The organism is Arthrobacter sp. DNA4 (assembly GCF_024362385.1).
Lineage (GTDB): Bacteria > Actinomycetota > Actinomycetes > Actinomycetales > Micrococcaceae > Arthrobacter.
This window is the reverse complement of record NZ_CP101466.1, coordinates 1,209,736-1,226,390: the sequence shown is the minus strand read 5'-3', so window position 1 is coordinate 1,226,390 and position 16,655 is coordinate 1,209,736. Positions and strand designations below refer to the sequence as shown.

General features: G+C 66.6%; 18 protein-coding genes and 2 pseudogenes. 8 read left to right on the top strand and 12 right to left on the bottom strand.

The features are described from left to right. Positions 1-8 precede the first annotated feature (8 nt). The 3 genes from NMQ03_RS05770 to NMQ03_RS05760 all read right to left on the bottom strand — a co-directional run bounded on the left by NMQ03_RS05770 (position 9) and on the right by NMQ03_RS05760 (position 2,938). Positions 9-836: an SDR family NAD(P)-dependent oxidoreductase gene (locus tag NMQ03_RS05770; protein WP_255174790.1), complete on the bottom strand. Its 828-nt coding sequence runs from the start codon at positions 834-836 to the stop codon at positions 9-11. Between the two features lie 116 nt (positions 837-952). Continuing rightward, entirely contained in the window at positions 953-2,356 is a 1,404-nt protein-coding gene (locus tag NMQ03_RS05765) for a GntP family permease (protein ID WP_255174789.1), read from the bottom strand. Positions 2,357-2,392: 36 nt separating this feature from the next. After that, a complete protein-coding gene (locus NMQ03_RS05760) occupies positions 2,393-2,938 on the bottom strand; it encodes a gluconokinase (protein ID WP_255174788.1) in 546 nt (181 codons plus the stop codon). Positions 2,939-3,128: 190 nt separating this feature from the next. On the opposite strand from NMQ03_RS05760, the gene NMQ03_RS05755 reads away from it, so the two are divergent. After that, positions 3,129-3,863 (top strand): FadR/GntR family transcriptional regulator, encoded by a 735-nt coding sequence (locus NMQ03_RS05755; protein WP_255174787.1) that lies wholly within the window; start codon positions 3,129-3,131, stop codon positions 3,861-3,863. A 65-nt stretch (positions 3,864-3,928) separates the two neighbouring features. On the opposite strand, the gene NMQ03_RS05750 is transcribed toward NMQ03_RS05755, so the two are convergent. The 6 genes and pseudogenes from NMQ03_RS05750 to NMQ03_RS05725 all read right to left on the bottom strand — a co-directional run bounded on the left by NMQ03_RS05750 (position 3,929) and on the right by NMQ03_RS05725 (position 8,159). After that, the gene (locus NMQ03_RS05750; RefSeq protein WP_255174786.1) at positions 3,929-4,882 is read right to left on the bottom strand and encodes a plastocyanin/azurin family copper-binding protein; all 954 of its coding nucleotides are present in this window, start codon (positions 4,880-4,882) and stop codon (positions 3,929-3,931) included. Positions 4,883-5,290: 408 nt separating this feature from the next. Continuing rightward, complete coding sequence (locus NMQ03_RS05745) at positions 5,291-5,494, bottom strand: cold-shock protein (RefSeq protein WP_015936345.1); 204 nt, start codon at positions 5,492-5,494, stop codon at positions 5,291-5,293. A gap of 203 nt (positions 5,495-5,697) precedes the next feature. Next, positions 5,698-6,045, bottom strand: coding sequence for a PRC-barrel domain-containing protein (locus NMQ03_RS05740; protein WP_255174785.1), 348 nt, complete (start codon positions 6,043-6,045; stop codon positions 5,698-5,700). Beyond that, the gene (locus NMQ03_RS05735) at positions 6,032-6,442 is read right to left on the bottom strand and encodes a hypothetical protein (protein ID WP_255174784.1); all 411 of its coding nucleotides are present in this window, start codon (positions 6,440-6,442) and stop codon (positions 6,032-6,034) included. Before NMQ03_RS05735 ends, NMQ03_RS05740 begins: the two co-directional genes overlap by 14 nt. Continuing rightward, positions 6,439-7,660, bottom strand: a pseudogene (locus tag NMQ03_RS05730) (Nramp family divalent metal transporter). The gene NMQ03_RS05735 and the pseudogene NMQ03_RS05730 overlap by 4 nt, the downstream one beginning before the upstream one ends. A 10-nt stretch (positions 7,661-7,670) precedes the next feature. Continuing rightward, on the bottom strand, positions 7,671-8,159 hold the full coding sequence (locus NMQ03_RS05725; RefSeq protein ID WP_255174783.1) for a hypothetical protein: 489 nt from the start codon (positions 8,157-8,159) through the stop codon (positions 7,671-7,673). A 233-nt stretch (positions 8,160-8,392) separates the two neighbouring features. On the opposite strand from NMQ03_RS05725, the pseudogene NMQ03_RS05720 reads away from it, so the two are divergent. The 4 genes and pseudogenes from NMQ03_RS05720 (at position 8,393) to NMQ03_RS05705 (ending at position 11,752) form a co-directional block, all read left to right on the top strand. After that, positions 8,393-8,786: pseudogene (locus NMQ03_RS05720) on the top strand (TfoX/Sxy family protein). An 84-nt stretch (positions 8,787-8,870) separates the two neighbouring features. Beyond that, a complete protein-coding gene (locus NMQ03_RS05715; RefSeq protein ID WP_255174782.1) occupies positions 8,871-9,641 on the top strand; it encodes an alpha/beta fold hydrolase in 771 nt (256 codons plus the stop codon). A gap of 99 nt (positions 9,642-9,740) precedes the next feature. Continuing rightward, a complete protein-coding gene (locus NMQ03_RS05710; RefSeq protein WP_255174781.1) occupies positions 9,741-10,649 on the top strand; it encodes an SRPBCC family protein in 909 nt (302 codons plus the stop codon). Positions 10,650-10,669: 20 nt separating this feature from the next. After that, the gene (locus NMQ03_RS05705; RefSeq protein ID WP_255174780.1) at positions 10,670-11,752 is read left to right on the top strand and encodes a tellurite resistance/C4-dicarboxylate transporter family protein; all 1,083 of its coding nucleotides are present in this window, start codon (positions 10,670-10,672) and stop codon (positions 11,750-11,752) included. A gap of 26 nt (positions 11,753-11,778) precedes the next feature. Here NMQ03_RS05705 and NMQ03_RS05700 read toward each other — a convergent pair whose 3' ends face one another. Beyond that, entirely contained in the window at positions 11,779-12,480 is a 702-nt protein-coding gene (locus tag NMQ03_RS05700; protein ID WP_255174779.1) for a hypothetical protein, read from the bottom strand. Positions 12,481-12,752: 272 nt separating this feature from the next. Here NMQ03_RS05700 and NMQ03_RS05695 point away from each other — a divergent pair, with 272 nt between their 5' ends. From NMQ03_RS05695 to NMQ03_RS05685, 3 genes are all read left to right on the top strand, one after another. Then, complete coding sequence (locus tag NMQ03_RS05695) at positions 12,753-13,334, top strand: hypothetical protein (protein ID WP_255174778.1); 582 nt, start codon at positions 12,753-12,755, stop codon at positions 13,332-13,334. A gap of 23 nt (positions 13,335-13,357) precedes the next feature. Continuing rightward, a complete protein-coding gene (locus tag NMQ03_RS05690) occupies positions 13,358-13,681 on the top strand; it encodes a hypothetical protein (protein ID WP_255174777.1) in 324 nt (107 codons plus the stop codon). Positions 13,682-13,769: 88 nt separating this feature from the next. Continuing rightward, entirely contained in the window at positions 13,770-14,456 is a 687-nt protein-coding gene (locus tag NMQ03_RS05685; RefSeq protein ID WP_255174776.1) for a response regulator transcription factor, read from the top strand. A 56-nt stretch (positions 14,457-14,512) separates the two neighbouring features. Here NMQ03_RS05685 and NMQ03_RS05680 read toward each other — a convergent pair whose 3' ends face one another. Continuing rightward, the gene (locus NMQ03_RS05680; protein WP_255174775.1) at positions 14,513-16,192 is read right to left on the bottom strand and encodes a GAF domain-containing sensor histidine kinase; all 1,680 of its coding nucleotides are present in this window, start codon (positions 16,190-16,192) and stop codon (positions 14,513-14,515) included. Between the two features lie 116 nt (positions 16,193-16,308). Further along, positions 16,309-16,587, bottom strand: a complete 279-nt coding sequence (locus NMQ03_RS05675; protein ID WP_255174774.1) for a hypothetical protein — start codon at positions 16,585-16,587, stop codon at positions 16,309-16,311. Between the last annotated feature and the right edge of the window lie 68 nt (positions 16,588-16,655).

The following is a 16,655-nucleotide window of genomic DNA, read 5'->3' as shown; positions in this document are numbered from 1 at the left end:
AACAGCGGTCAGGCAAAGGCCTTGACCAGCTCTTCGCTCTTCTCCCACAGCCCGCGCGCCAGTCCGGCGTCGTAGGCCTGGGCGTTGGCCTTGGCCAGGGCGCGCTTGGCGTAGTAGGCGCCGGAAATCCAGTCCGTGCCGGCGGTGCCGTTGATGAGCCAAAGCATCGTGTCGGCACCCTGGTCCGGGCTGAGCATGAAGCGGTTCAGCAGGGTGGTGTAGGCGTGCCGCCACGAGCTGCCGGACTCCGCAGCGAAGTTGGTGCGGACCACGCCCGGGTGGAATGCCGCCGTCGTGATCCCCTGGTCATGGAAGCGGCGGTGCAGCTCGGAGGTGAACAGGATGTTGGCGAGCTTGCCCGTGCCGTAGGCGCGGTTGGTGCTGTACCCGTGCTCGGCGTTGAGGTCGAAGAGGTCCAGTTTGCCGAAGTTGTTGGCGGCGCTGGAGGTGTTGATCACCTTGGCGTCGCTGGCGGTGAGCGTGTCCATCAGCAGCGTGGTGAGCAGGAACGGCGCCAGGTGGTTGACCTGGAAGGTCGTCTCGTTGCCGTCCACGGTGAGCGTCCGCTTGCCCATGATCCCGCCGGCGTTGTTGGCCAGGACATCGATGCGCGGGTAGTTTGCCTTCAGTTTCTCCGCGAGGTCACGGACCTGTGAAAGGTCGGCGAAGTCGGCCAGGTAGTGGTCGGCGCCGATGTCCCCGGCCAGGGCGCGGGTCTTGCCGGCGGAACGGCCGACGACGACCACCTGCTCCCCTGCCTGGGCCAGCGTCCTTGCGGCTGCCGCGCCAATGCCGTCGCTGGCGCCGGTGATCACGATGGTGCGGGAAGTCGTCAAGGGGTGTCCTTTGGTCGGCTGGGTGGTGCACCGGCATGGCACACCAAGGGGCATAACGACGGCGGGGCGGCCGGTGTTCCCACCAGCCGCCCCGCCGTGCTCCCGGACAGGAGGGGTCAGCCCACCGCGACGGCCACCAGGAAGATGACGGCGGCGACGGCGAAGCCCATCACGCCGATGAGGGTTTCCATGACGGTCCAGGTCTTCAGGGTGGTCTTGACGTCCATCCCGAAGAAGCGGCCCACCAGCCAGAAGCCTGAGTCGTTGACGTGGGACACCACCACGGATCCGGCGGCCACGGCGATGACCATGGCGGCGATCTGCATGCCGTTCAGGCCGCCACCCGCCACGGCGGGAGCAATCAGGCCGGCGGTGGTGGTCAGTGCGACGGTGGCTGAGCCCTGGGCAATGCGCAGGATGGCGGAGATCAGGAACCCGGCCAGGATCAGCGGGATGCCCACGTTGCCCAGCACGTCCGCCAGCGCCTTGCCGATGCCGGAGGTGCGCAGGACGCCGCCGAACATGCCGCCGGCACCGGTGATCAGGATGACGGAGCAGACCGGCCCCAGGGAGGACTCGAGCAGCTTCTCCAGGGCACCGGCGTCGCGGCCCCGTCGGGTTCCCAGCACGAACAGCGCCGCAAGCACTGCGATGAGCAGGGCTACCGGGGTTTCACCGATGGTGCGCAGGACCTGGAACCACTGTTCCTTCTTGACGGACTCATCCAGCGCACCGGAGGAAGCCAGGGTGTTCAGGCCGGTGTTGAGGAAGATCAGCACCAGCGGCAGGAGCAGCAGGCCGATGATGGTGCGGAACCGGGGAGGGTGCGCCTCGGCCTCGGCGCTGGCGTGGCCCAGGATTTCGGGGACGGGGAGGACCAGCTTCTTGCCCGTGTACAGGCCGTAGAGGTAGGCGGTGACGTACCACGTGGGGATGGCGGTGATGAGGCCGGCAATGAGCACCAGGCCGATGTTCGCGTCGAAGAAGGCGGCAGCGGAGACGGGGCCCGGGTGCGGCGGCAGGAAGATGTGCATCACCGAGAAGGCGCCGGCGGCGGGCAGGCCGTAGCGGAGTACTCCCCCGCCCAGGCGGTGGGCGACGGCGAAGACCACGGGCAGCATGACCACCAGGCCGGCGTCGAAGAAGATGGGGAAGCCGAAGATCAGTGATGCCAGGCCCAGGGCGAACGGGGCGCGTTTTTCACCGAAGATGCCGATCAGGTAGTCGGCCAGGACCTTGGCGCCGCCGCTGGTTTCCACGATTCGGCCGAGCATCGCGCCCAGGCCCACCAGCAGGGCCACGGTCCCCAGGGTGGTGCCAAAGCCGTCAACCAGGACGGGTACCACCTTGTTGGCGGGGATTCCCGTGGCGAAGGCCGTGGCGAGGCTGATGAGGATCAGGGCGATCAGGGCGTGGATCCGCAGCCGGATGATCAGGAACAGCAGCACGAGAATTGCCGCCGCGGCGATGAGCAGCAACGGACCTGCGCCCATCGTCTGGGTCCATCCTTCGATGGTCATGGTTCTCCTTTGAAACAGGGTTGGGGATTTGGGGGGTCAGGACGCGCCGGGCGCCTGGCCGGTGGGGAGGTTGAGGGCCTGTACGACGGCGGCGACCAGCTCTTCGGGTGAGCGCGAGATGTCGAGGCGGAGACTGCCGGCGGCGATCTCTTCCTGGGTCAGCGGCTCCAGGGTAGCCAGCTGGCTGGGCAGCAGCGTAGGCGGCATGAAATGCCCTTCCCGGCCCTGCATGCGCTCGCTGATCAGGTCCGCCCCGCCGTCCAGGTGGAGGAAGATGACCCGGCCCTGGGCGCCGGACAACAGCTCGCGGTAGCCACGCTTGAGCGCGGAACAGGTAAGGACCGTGCTCTTGCCGGCGGCAGCCTGGGCGGTCATCCAGTCACGGATCTCCTCCAGCCACGGCCAGCGGTCTTCGTCCTGGAGGGGGATGCCCTGGCTCATCTTGGCGATGTTTGCGGCGGGGTGGAATTCGTCCGCTTCGGCGCATGCCCAGCCCAATTGGCGGGAAAGGGCCGCGGCCAGGGTGGATTTGCCGGAACCGGCAACGCCCATGACCACGAGGTGCGTGGCTGGATACTGCATGTCATACCTCCGGAGAAGACGTCTTTGGCTTTCGAAGAAGCTCGCGGTGGACCCGTCTGAAACGGGCCAAGCGATAAGGTATCACCTTTCTGTCCAAAAGATGCTATCTATTCGTGTCACAAGTCATACCTTTGGTCCAATCCCCGGTATTCTGGGAGGGCGCAGCGGCGCATGAGCGAACGGGGAAAGAATGTCGACGGCGACAGTCCAGGATGGCGATGAAATGCACGACGGCGGGTCCTCCCCGGCCATGCACGAACGGGTGCTGGAGGCGGTGGGGGTCGCTGTCGCCTCCGGGCGCCTCACGCCGGGAAGCAGGCTTACCCTTGAGGGCCTGCAGCACGACTACGGAATTTCGCGCACCGTTGCCCGGGACACCATGAAAGTCCTGGAGTCAATGAACCTGGTCTACTCCCGGCGGCGGGTGGGCATCGTGGTGCAGGACCCGTCGCTATGGAATGTCTTCGACCCGAAGCTGGTGCGGTGGCGGCTGGCCTCGGACCGGCGGGAGCTGCAGTACAGCAGCCTCACCGAGCTGCGCATCGCCGTCGAGCCCATCGCTGCCGCCGGCGCCGCACGCCGGGCCAGCGCCGCCGAACGCGCACAGCTGGTCTCCCTGGCCGGGGACCTCCGCCGGCTGGGGGAAGCCGGGGACCTGCAGGCTTTCCTTGCCGCCGACATCGCGTTCCACCAACTGCTGCTGCGCAGCTGCGGCAACGAAATGTTCCGGGCGCTGGAGGGAATGGTGGCGGAGGTCCTGACCAGCCGCACCCGGCAGGGGCTCATGCCGTTCAAGCCGCGGGCCGAGGCGCTGCAGGCACACGAGGATGTGGCAGCCGCCGTGGCCGGCGGAGACACTGCCGTGGCAGAACGCGCCATGCACCACATCCTCGACGAAGTGCGCGAGGCGATGGGGCTGCACTGACTGGGGACACGCAAAGCGGTCCGGCCGGGGCAACCGCCCCAACCGGACCGCGTGGAAACCAGGCGTCAGTCGACGACCTTCACCTTGCCCACCATGCCCATGTAGTCATGGAGTGCACAGATGTAATCAAAGGTGCCCTTTGTCTGGAACGTCACCGCGAACTCAGCGCCGGGCCACATGATGCCCGAGTTGAGGTTGCCCCCGGTGAAATGCGTCGGATCGCCGGACGGGGCGAAAATGTTCGCCGGTTCGGTACCAAACGTAACGGTGTGGGGAGCGTCCATGCCGGTATTGGCGAACACGACGGTATCGCCCACATGCACCGTCACGGCGGGCCGCACGAAGCGCATGACCATCGCAACGCCGTCGTCACCGCCTGCGATCACCCTGTGGCTGTTGGCCTGGTCCGCCAGGTCCGCGGTGAGCTCGCGTCCGTCCCGCAGGATGGACCGCTCCTCGGCCCGCGATGACTTGTCGTAGTCTGACTGGCTGTACGGATAGTCAGTCCCCTGCTCACGGACGTGTACCGTCCCCTTCATCACCATGCCGTGGACCAGGCAGTAGTAGGTGAAGTCGCCTTCGCGCGGGAACGCCAGGCTGTAACTCCTGGCGTCCGGGAAGCCGGGCACGTCAACGTTGGCCAGGAGGCCCGAGTTGTAGTACGAATGCCCGTCGTAGCTGTCCCCTCCGCGCTTCAACAACTCATCGTTGTTGAATGGATCGAATGGCTGCAACGGCTGTCCCGACGCCAGGAATGTCACTGTGTGGATCTCCGCGGAGTTGGCCTCCCACGTAATGGTGTCCTGCTCGTTGATGAAAATCTCCGAGGGGAGGAACTGCATGCCCTGGATTGCCTGGTTGCGGGACTCAGAGCCCACCTGGACCTGCCACGTCCGGTGGCCCAATTGGCCCGCCGAGGCGGGGCCTGCTGCAGCCATTGAGGCCAGCAGCGAAACAGCGAAGGCAACGATAAACGCCAGTGTCTTGAATCTGGAATTGCTTCCCCGACTACTCTTCATAGCAATGCTTCCTTGAACGGCAACCGGCCATCAGCCGGTATACAGCTATGGCCGATTCAAGTCACTGCTCATGGGGCCGAACCGGCCACTGATTATCGGAGTGAAAGTGCCGGCTGCCGATGCCGGGGAGCGCAGGCAGCCGGGCTTACCGAGCATCGTGCCGGACATGCACCACCCCAACTGGTGCCGCGCTGGTTGGAGTTTTCCAAACGCCGCCGTGGGCGTGGGGTTGGCACGCTGCGTACGTACGCACTAAACAGATTGCTCCTTCAACTGAACTTTGTCGAGGAGGCAAAATCGAGGGCCTGGGAGCGGACCACAAAAGGCCCGGGTTAACAAAAAAGCAGGGCTTGCCGCGAAACGGCAAGCCCTGCTTTTGAAACCTAACGGTCCCGGATCCCTAGGAAATTAGAGAGCCTGGATGTTGGTGGCCTGGGGACCCTTGGGGCCCTGCTCGGTGTCGAAGGAAACCTTCTGGTTCTCTTCGAGGGAGCGGAAGCCGGAGGAGTTGATCGCGGAGTAGTGCGCGAAAACGTCCTGCGAGGAGTCGTCCGGGGAGATGAAGCCGAAGCCCTTTTCAGCGTTAAACCATTTGACGGTACCAGTAGCCATTATTCTTGTCCTTCGTGAAGGTGGAGGGAACGTCCCGACTTTCGGGCCCTCCGGCGTGGGGTGTTCAAAAACCGCTACTTCAGAAGAACACGGACTTTCGACCGTGCGTACTGCCTGAACTACCAACTGCATAAACACAACAACAGGGTCAACTCTACAGGAGATCCGCCGCACGCCTAATTGCAGGCCTGTTCAACTCCGTCCTATCCCTTCGCAGTGTCCTGCAGCGCCGGGCTGTAGCGGGTGAACCCGGGCCGTAGCCGGACCGAGTGTGAGCCCACCAGGGCGATGTCCTCCCACAGCACCAGGAAGGATCCGCGGTGCCGCCAGCGGAGGATCCGGGCCACCAGCCGGGGCCGCGTGAGGCCGTTCCGGTCGTAGCCCATGAAGGAGGCCGTGCTGTGCGGGCCGACGACCAGCCCCAGCAGGCGCGCCTCCGCCATCAGCTGATGCGGGGTGCCGTCCAGGACGAACCGGACATCTGCCACCCGGCCCAGCCTCCCGCCGTCGGCATCATGAACGGGGGTGCCCAGCAGGTCACCGAGGATCATGGCGGCCTCCCGGAATGCGCGCAATGATCTTGTCCCGGACCCACCGCTCCACCCAGCTCGCGTCCAGCGGCTCCCCGCTGATGCCAAGCCGCAGCACCACGCCCACCTCCGCCACGTCCTTCCACGGGATCCGGATCAGCCGGGACGACGGCGGCCTCCCGCCAAAGATGCGCGTCCCCAGCACCGACCCCGTCAGCAATGCAGTGACGACCGGCGCCGCCGTCCCCGCTTCAATCTCCACGTCCACTGCGGGCCCGCTCAGCTCGAGGTCGTCGACGGTGGTGACCGGGACGCCGTCGTGGTCCAAAACCTGCCGGTCCAGCAGGTGCAACTGGGCGTCCAGGACGCGGCCGGCCACCTGCGGGGCCGGAAGCAGCGGGTCGGGTGAGGATGTCATGAACCGGCTCCTGTCACGATCATGAGGGGGATGGCGGCGATGGAGGCCACCAGGATGATCACCAGGTAGACCATGCCCAGGACATTGACAACCCGCCCGTTGACATGCTCGCGCATGTACTCGGGATCGTTGGCCACGATGAGGATGGGCAGGTAGGTCAGGGGCAGGGCGATGGCCGAGAACACCACCGAATATTCGGTGACCAGCACGGGATCCACGCCTGTAGCCAGGACCGCGATGCCCACCAACAGGCACACGATCATGGCCAGGTGGAAGCGGGCGGCCTCCGCGGCGGAACTTGCCCCAGGACCAGCCAAAAAACTGGGCCAGGGTGTAGCCGCTGGAGAGCGTGGTTTCCAGCGCCGCACCGAACGTCGCCGCCACGATCCCCACCAGGACCAGCGCCAGCCCGATCTTCCCGGCGCCCTCCGCAACGGGCAGGACCACCTGGGACAGCGACGTCACCGAGATTCCGGCCGGCAGCAGGACGACGGCGGCGCACGCGGCGATGGCGACGGACAGCAGGCCGCCCAGCGGGAATCCCACCAGGACGTTGATCCGCTCCTGGAGCAGGTCCTTCACCTTCCACCCCTCCTCCACGGCACCGGAGGAGAAGAAGAACACCTCATACGGGGTCATGGCCGCGCCGAACAGGGCGATGGCGTAATAGCTGTATGTCCACACCGTTTCCTGTTCCGGCACGGCAGGCGCCAGCTGTCCGGCCAGCGCGGCCCAGTCCGGCTTGAGCAGGAACAGTGCCACCGCAAAGATGATCAGGGTCAGCCCCAGCAGGCCCGTGACGTTTTCCATGATGGTGAACCGGACCCGCCAGACCACCAGCCACACTGCCAGCGCCGCCACGGGAATCCACAGCAGGTAGTACACGCTGCTGGCCAGCTGCAGGGCCAGGGCAACGCCGCCGATCTCAGCCGTCACGGTCATCAGGTTGATCAGGAACGACGCCGAAAGGTTGGCCAGCCCGGCCCGCGGTCCCAGCCGTTCGCGGATCACCTCGAACGTAGCCCGGCCGGACACCGCCGCCACCCGGCCGGACATGTTGGCGAACAGGCAGATCCCCACCACACCCACAGCCACCACCCACACCAGGGACAGGCCGAAGCGGGATCCGACGACGGCGTTGGTCACCAGGTCCCCGATGTCCACAAACCCGCCGATGGCGGTGAGGATCCCGAGCGCGACGCCCAGGAGCCGCTTCACGGTTCAGCCTTCATTGGGACCCCACCTTGCCTTCGAGCTGCTTGAGGGCGTCCTGCGCGCCGGCGAGCGCCTTGTCCCCGTCGGACACGGAGGGGGTGCCGCCGTCGTTCGCTGCCAACGCGGCGCGTGCCGTGGCAAAGCCGGCGGCGCACTGGTCCAGCACGTCCAGCGCCTGCTTCTGGGTCTCGCGGTCCTCCTGGGTGGCCGGGGAGAGCTTCAGGACCGTGCCCCGGCTGGTCTGGATCTCCTTGAGCTCATCGTCAAGCGTGGTGGAGGTGGCGGCACGGGTCAGTTTGCCGTCCATGTCCTGGCGGAGCGCGATGCGGGCGGTGGCGACGGCGGAGGAACTGTCCTTGAGTGCCGTGGACACTGACTGGCTGGTGCCGCCGCTGCAGCCGGTGAGCAGGGTGAGCGCAGCGAGGGCCAGCCCGCCCAGGTGCTTCCGGCCCGGCCGCGTGCTGCGTCCAGCCGGGGCCGGCCCTGGAGTTGTCAGCACCATCGCCTCCAACCCTCCGGGGAAGCCCCCGGATCCTCGGAATTCGCCCTTCGCCAGGCAGCCAAATTTTAGTTGCCTACGGTTAGGTATAGCACTCAGCCGTGAAGTTTGACCTGCTCAGGGGCGGAATTCTTGCCTGCTGCACCGGGGTGGCGGCCAGCCCTCGACGGCGGCACCGAACGGGCATATCCTGCATCCAGATCTGCGGAAAAACCCTGCCACCGGAAGGTGACGCCATGGAAATGCCCAAGGCAACCGAGGAAGAAAAAGAGCGGTTCCGCCGCGTGGTTCCCAGCCATCCCGGAGTTGTGGTGAAGCCGATGTTCGGCAACCTGGGAGCGTTCGTCAACGGCAACATGTTCGCCGGGCTGTTCGGGTCCACCATTGGTGTGAAGCTCTCCCGCGAGGACAAGGAACTGCTGGAGTCCTCCGAACGGACCGTGACGTTCGGACAGGCCCATGGGTGGCTACACCGGACTGCCGGAGGTGTGGAATGAAGAGGGCGACGGCGATGACACCCGGGCGCGGGCCTGGGCCGAAAAGGCCCTGGCCTACGTCGCCACCCTGCCGCCTAAGGAAGCCAAGGCCCGGGCCACCAAAACCGGGGCCCGCGGAGCGGCGGCGAAGTAACCGTGTCCGCCCCTGCAGCACCCCCGAAGGAAACCAGCACATCGGCGGCGCACCGTTGCCGTGCGGCCTGAAGGAGCCCTTGCCATGGAACCGTTCCGGGTCATCCTCCTGCCCGGCAGCGTCCTCCCCGCCGGCCCCGCATACGGCGCGCTGCTGGCGGCACTGGGAGGCACCGTTGAGGCCGTGGCCAAGGACCTTGAGCTCTATGCGGGTGATACTCCCCCGCCGGGCTGGAGCCTGGATACCGAAGCGGACGGCGTGCTTCGCGAGGCGGACGCCCGCGGCTGGGACACCTTCCATCTGCTGGGGTATTCCGGTGGTGGCGCAGCGGCCCTGGCACTCACGGCCCGGCACCCGGAACGGCTGCTGAGCCTGGCCCTGCTCGAGCCAGCCTGGGCGGGCACCTGGGACTGGAGCCCGGAGCACACGCGGCTGTGGCACCGGTACGGCGAACTGGGCGACTTGCCGCAGGAGGAATTCATGGCCGCCTTCATGAGGCTGCAGGTGAAGCCCGACGCCGTCCTGCCGCCTCCGCCGCCGGGCCCGCCGCCGCCGTGGATGGCCAGGCGCCCGGCGGGGATCAGCGCCTTCCTGCATGCGTTCAACACCTATGCCCTGGACCGCGGTAAGCTGGCTGCCTTCGATAAACCGGTGCTCTTTGTGCTGGGCGGCATGAGCAGCCCGGATGAGCAGGGGGACAACGCTGGGCGCCTGGCCCGCGTCTTCCCTGATTTCCGGCTGGAGGTGTTTCCCGGTAAGCACCATTTCGACCCGCCGCACCGTGCGGAGCCGGAGCGGGTTGCCGCGCTGCTGGGTGCGCACTGGGCACGGGCACGGGCACAGGCAGCGTCGTAGCTGCCGGCTGGGACCTTTTCCTCTGTTTCTGCGGCGCCCCGGGGACTGCACTGGAAGGGACAATGCAGGAATCCCGCCCTGCCGGAAAGGAGACAGGACATGACCAGGACTATTCTCCGGAGCACCGTGATCAAGGCCCCCGTGGAAACGGTCTTCACCTTCCTGAGCGACCCGACAAACTGGATGACGGCCTTCCCCGGAGACAGCGACGTCACCAACCTGGACATCAAACCCGACGGCGTGGGCACGTCCGCGCGCTGGTCCGCCAAGGCGTGGGGCATTCCCATGCACGTGACCCACGAGTACCGGGAGGTGATGCCCAACAAGCGCATCGTATCCAAGGCGTCCGTGGGGCCTGTCATCACGTTTTCCCTGGAACCGCTCAATGGAAGCGGCACCGAACTGGCCGTCGAGTCAGCCCTGGAAATCGATGCACCCCTGGTCCGGGTTCCCGCCCAGGCATTGTTTGCCAGACTGACCGAAGACGACATCCAGGGCATGGTGGCCAACGTCAAGAGCCTGCTGGAGACCGGGAAGAAGACGGTCCCGCACGCCAGCGAGGCGAAGTTCAGCCAGACACTGGCCTGGTCTGACAGCGTGACCATCGCCGCCCCGCTGGAGGACGTCTTCGAATTGGTGAAGGATCCGCGGGTCTGGCTGGGGCCGGACGTCCAGATCTCGGACCTGGTGACCACCCCCGAGGGTGTGGGGACCACGTTCCAGGCGTCGTGGAAAGTCCTTGGCATTCCGCTCAAGACCACGCACGAATACACCGAGTACGTCCCAAAGAGCCACTTCACGTCCAAGGCGGCATTGGGCCCGGTCTTCCGGGTGGAGGTGGCGCCCGGGGACGGCGGTACCCGGCTCAGCATCCGGTCCGATACCGTCCCCCGGAACATGGCGGAGGCCGCGGTCGACGCGCTCATCATCAAGATGTCCGAGCGCGGCCAGGCCGACCAGCTGGCCGGTATCAAGGCGAAGGCGGAACACCGCACTGGCGGGCTCTGAGCCGCCCTAAGCTTGGTGCCATGGACACCGCCACCGACGCCCGGAACTCCTTCGGCTCCCGCGCCAGCCAGGCGGTCCGGACGCTCACCCCCGGCTACTTCGCGCTCACCATGGCCAGCGGCATCATCTCCGTGGGGCTCGACCTTGAGGGCTTCCACGCGATGTCCATGGCGGTGCTGGTGGTGTGCGCCCTCTCCTACCTCCTGATTCTTGTGCTTAGCCTGTTCCGCCTGGCCAGGTTCGCCGCCGTCGTGCGCAGCGACTTCATGGATCCCGGGCGGGCGTTTGGCTTCTTCACGTTCATCGCCGGAACAAACGTGCTGGGGACGCGCCTTGGCATGGCGGGATGGCAGGGCGCGACGGCGGTGCTGCTTGCGGTTGCCGTGCTGGCCTGGGTGGTGCTCGGCTATGTGGTGCCGTGGACGGCAGTGCTGGGAAGGTCCGAGCGGCCCGTGGTCAAGGATGCCAACGGCTCCTGGTTCATCTGGTGCGTGGCCAGCCAGTCCGTGGCGGTTGCGGCCGCGTCGATCGAGCCACTCGCGGGCCCCGACTGGCGCGCGCCCCTGGCACTCGTCGCCGTCGTCGCCTGGTCGGTGGGGCTCATCCTCTATGCGGCCGTGGGGATCTTAGTCTCGCTGCGGCTCATGACCTACCCCATCCTGCCGCAGGACCTCCGCCCCCAGTACTTCGTGGCCATGGGTGCGATGGCCATCAGCGTCCTGGCGGGTGCGCGGATCGTGGAGATGGCGGGTGCGCCCATGGTCGATGCCACACGCGGGCTGGTGGCCGGAGCCTCCGTGGTGTTCTGGTCCTTCGCCTCATGGCTCTTCCCGGTACTCCTGGCCGCCGGTTGGTGGCGCCACGTGTTGCACCGGGTGCCGCTGTCCTACGAGCCTGGCCTGTGGAGCGTCATCTTTCCCCTCGGCATGTACGCCGTGGCCGGGATCTACCTGGGCCGGGCGGACCAGTTGCCCCTGGTGGCAGCGATCGGCCGGGCCGAATTGTGGCTGGCGGTTGCAGCGTTCCTCGCCACCTTCGGGGCCATGCTCTGGCATCTGTGGGCCACGCTCGTTGCCCCGTCCCGGCCGCGGACTGGCACCTGACGGGGGTCCCGCACAGCGTGCCGGAGTCAGCCTGCCCGCGGGCCGGGACCGTGGGCCCTCTGGCGGCCATCGCGGTGGGCAAGGTAGGCGTAGACCATGAGGGCGATGCCGCCCACGATCATCACCGCAGGGAAGACGAAATCCACCGGGATCAGCACGGCCATGGCCTGCAGCACGAAAATGAGGCCCATGACGGCAAGGATGCCGGCCGGAATCAACGGCCATTTCATCCGTTCCGTGTAATGGCTGGCCTCATCGACGCGGACCGGGACCAGGGAAAGCACGCCGAAGGTGGCCGCCAGGCCGAGGAAGAGGACGGCCGCAGTGGGTGCACCCTGCAGTTCCTGCGGGAGGCCCACGATGACTGCCAGCGTGAACATGACACCGGACGGGATCAGCGCCCACCAATTGCCCGGTTCCCGCACGAACACGGCGCCGAACCCGGCCCCCATGAAGAGGAAGAGGAAGGCCGCACCCCAGGCTCCTCCTGTGAGCTCGGTGGCGATGACGACCGCGGCCAGGCCCAGGAACACGGATCCGGGGATCGCCGCCCACCAGTTCTCCCGGCGCCGGATGAACAGGGACAGGAACAGAACCGCCACGGCCGCGAAGATCAGCGGCGCCACGAACGCTGAAGTGTTCATGACGCCCAGCCGGTCCAGGAGCAACAGGCCGCCCAGGGCAATGAGGATCACGCCTGCGATGATGCTTGCGTTTGCCGATTTCACCGTGTGCCTCCCGGATCCGGCAGGCGGCCTTACACTGCCCTGCTTGTTTCAGGCTAGGGCGGCCCCGGACCCTGAAACAGGGCACAAAGCCCCCGGTGATCGCCGGTGGCCCGCTTCGAGGACGGGACCTTCAGCCCTATAGCGGGCGCGGGAGGCTTGGCATTCTTGTAAAGGCACCGTCCGGGTCCTCAGATTGCGAGGCCGGAGCGGCTTTCCACAGTGAAACCCCCAGTGACTTTCCGCCGGAGGCACCGTCAAGGATGCCCGCCGGCATGCAGCCGCACCCCAGCTTGCTGGATTTTGAAAGGGCCGACATGTCCGCTGACATCCTCACCTTCCGTCCCGCGCCCCTGTCGCAGGCGGACGCCGCGCGCCGGCGGGCGATGCTTCTCCACCCGTCCAATTTCGTCCCGGCATCAGCTCCGGACGGTGACGACATGGAGAAGGCAGAAGCGCTGACCGGCCGGTTCGACCCCCTGTACAAGGCGTTCCTGGACCGGGGACTCTCCGCAAACGGGGCCCGGACAGAGGTGGCCCGGGCGGCCGCTCGGGACATCTGGGACGGTCTCGCCGCCCAGCTGCGGCAGCACCGGGCAGCGGGCCAGCAAATGGATGCCAACGTCCTGGCCGTCGCCCTTGCATCGATCCAGTGCCTGAACAGCGTCCTGCCGCGCCGTCCTGAAGATCTCAAGCACGCTGTCCGCGCCGTCAGCACCGCACGCCGCCGGCTCCAATACAACGGAGGGCTGCTGCACCGGCTGCATCCGCACCGCAACCCGGTCTTCCAGGACGCAGTCGACACGCTCCAGTCGCTGGAGGTCTTCCTCGCCCGGCCACAGCAGCAGGCCGCCTGAGCCGGGGCAGAAGGGTACGGAACATGGCAACCATGGACGAGTACAAGGCAGTACACGCCGGCAACGAACCGCCAGGCGGCCTGAAGCACGGCACCGAGCTCGGGCACGGCGGGTGCAATGTCATTTCCAAGGACAGTGGAGGGGTGGTGGGCCGCTGGGGTTCGTGGGAAACTGCCAGCGTGGCCCTGAACCGACTGCAAAAGCTCGGAGGCCGGTACGAATACCGGCTGGAGGAGTCCCACCAGTGGGTGGCCGGGCCGGAGCACAGCACCGTCTGCGCCGTTTGCAGCGTCCCCCGGGAGATTCCGGCCTCTTCCGGGACGGCGCTGGGAATTGAATGGCAGTAAGTGCCGATGTTTTAATGAGGTCCTTCCGGAGGGGCGGCTGCAGGGAAAGGGCAGCCGGGGAGGACATCGAGTCGATGAGAGCGTCTTCATGAACACACCTGCAGCACCCCCCGATGAGTCCTGGTCTCCCGTCCCGTCCATCCGGGTCTTCATCCTCAACGACCACGAAATGGTCCGCCGGGGCTTGGGCGACCTGCTCCAGCACGTTGGTTTCGACGTCGTGGGCGAAAGCGGGTCCGCTGCAGAAGCCCGCCGCCTGATCCACGTTTTGCAACCGGACATCGTGGTGCTGGACGACAGGCTGCCGGACGGCACTGGCATCGAGGTGTGCCGCGACCTGCGCTCCACCTCTCCTGACGTGCGGTGCCTGATCCTTACCGGCTGGGACGAACAGCACGCCGTACGGGCAGTGGTCCTGGCAGGCGCTTCAGGCTACGTGCTCAAGCGGATCGGAGACAACGACGCCTTGATCAACTGCATCCGCAGCACCGCCGCCGGTATCCCACCCATCGGCCCCAGCGTCAGGGAGCGGGTGGCCGAGAGCCTGTACGCCAGCGCTTCGGCCCCCTGGCTGAAGGCCATGACGCGGACCGAACGGAACGTCCTTGCCCTCATGGCCCGCGGACTCACCAACCCCCAGATCGGGCAGGAGATGGTGCTGCCCGACGCCACCGTCTCCGCCACGGTTTCCTCCGTGCTCCATAAACTTGGCTTCCGCCGGAGGAGTCACCTGATCCCTGCACCGATCCCCCGGGCGTGGGAACTGCTGCACTGACCTGCGTCCCGGCCGTCACCGTATAACCTTCTGGAGTCCGCCGCGGTACGGCCCGCTCAGCCGCCAGCGGGTGCCCTCCACGTCACACTGGTGCCTTTGCCGGGGATGCTGTCGATAATGCAGTCCCCGCCCAGGCGGGTGGCCCGGTTCTTCATGTTGGCCAACCCGCTGACCCGCTCAGGGTCCTTGAACCCGCGACCGGTGTCGCGGACGGTCAGGACCACCTCACCGTCCTGCGCGGCGAGCTGGATGGAGATGTCCTCCGATCCGGAATGCCGCACCGCGTTGCTGACGCCCTCATACAGCACCCGCAGCAGTTGTTCGGCAACCTCATCGTCCACCACATCGTCCACGGGGCCTGAAATCTGAATTCTGGGGAGGAACCCGGCGGCGTTCGCGGCTTCCTGCACAGCGCGCAGCAAGCGGCCGCTGAGAAGTTCTTTGCCGGGCTCGCGGGCCTGGAGCGAGTAGATGGTGTCGCGGAGCTGGTGGATGCAGTCGTCCAGTTCGGCGGTGATCCCGGCGATGCGCCGCTCATGGGCAGGCGGGTCCGCGGTGTAGCGGCGCAGGCCCTGGATGCTCAACCCGGCAGCGAAGAGACGCTGGATCACCAGGTCGTGCAGGTCCGCCGCGATCCGTTCCCGGTCGATGAACAGGGCGTGCTCTTCGCGCAACTGGTTCGCCTTGAGCAGGTCCAGCGTCAGGCCTATCCGGGATGCAAATACGGCGCTTTGCTCAACATCCACGTCCGTATACCGCGTTCCGCCAACAGCCCTGGCCAGGATGAGGACGCTGTCGCGATGGCCGTCACTGTTGCTGCCCAGGGCGGCCACCAGGACCGGCCCAAGCTTCTCGGCGGATGTCGGATCGAACACCAGGAGCGGGTCGGCCAGGACCCGGGACTCCCCTGTCTCCAGCACTTCAGACAGGAGTGCGGCGGCGGGCAGTTCCTGGCCCCCGGGCATCGCCTGGGCGCCCACCGAGGTCCGGCACCTGATGGTTCCGTCCGCACCCACCGACGCAATCAGCGACAGGACGGAGGCCGAGGCGTTGAGGGCGTGCTCGGCGATCATGTCCAGGTTCTCGATATCGGAACGCGGCTGGTCCTTCAAGCGGTCGCTGACTTCCATTCCCGCCTCCAGCCACCGCTGGCGGCGCCTGCTGTCATCGAACAACTTTGCGTTCTGGATGGCCACGCCGGCCGCAGCCGCCAGGGCAACAGCGAGGTCCTCGTCCTCACCTGTGAAGTCCTGCTCACCGATTTTTTCGGTCAGGTAGAGGTTCCCGAAGACTTCGTTGCGGACCCGGACCGGTACACCCAGGAAGGTGCTCATGGGCGGGTGGTTGGCGGGAAACCCCACCGCAATGGGATGCTCGCCCAAGTCATGGAGTCGCAACGGCTTGGGTTCGCGGATCAGCTCCCCAAGCACGCCATGGCCTGTGGGCAGGTCGCCGATGACCCGGGCACCTTCTTCATCGATGCCCACGGTGATGAAGTGGCTGAGCTGTTGGTCGTCGCCGATGACGCCCAGGGCCCCGTAGCGCGCCCCCACCAGTTCGCACGCCGACTGCACCAACCGGTCCAGTACCGCTTCCAGGCTCAGGTCCTCTGTCATGGAGACCACTGCGCCGAGCAGCCCCTCGACATGTTCCTGTGCCCGGACAAGATCATCCGCCCGCTCTACAAACTCCCGCAGGAGTTCCCGGGTCCGCCGCCTAATAGGTTCACGCCACATGAAAATTACGCTCCAAAAATCAGCGCATCCACGGCGGGCTGCATCACCCCGGATCCGTTATTTAAGAGCCCCCAGTGTCTCTGCGACCATGCTAACAAGCATCATTGGCGATTGGACTAATGATTACGGACAGGCCTGTCCCGCCGTATCCGGCGTCTTCTGCCCGTGCCGGCCCCCGACGGGACTACCTTGACGGGGATGCTGAACCGGAACGCCCGCCGGGAGATGTGGTGGGTGGCGTGCCGGCGCTGGACGGGCGGCGGCGGCGCCGGCAGCTGCTGGGCGTCGCGGGCGAAGAACCATTGCTTGGCGAGCTCCACCAGCACCAGATACACCACCACCATGCCCAGCAGCGCCAGGAAGAACGGTACCGGCAGGGGGTCGAAGCCCAGCACGCGGCCAGGGGCGAGAGCGGCAGGAAGATTCCCAGCGCCACCACGCCGAGCGACGCGGCGATCAGGCC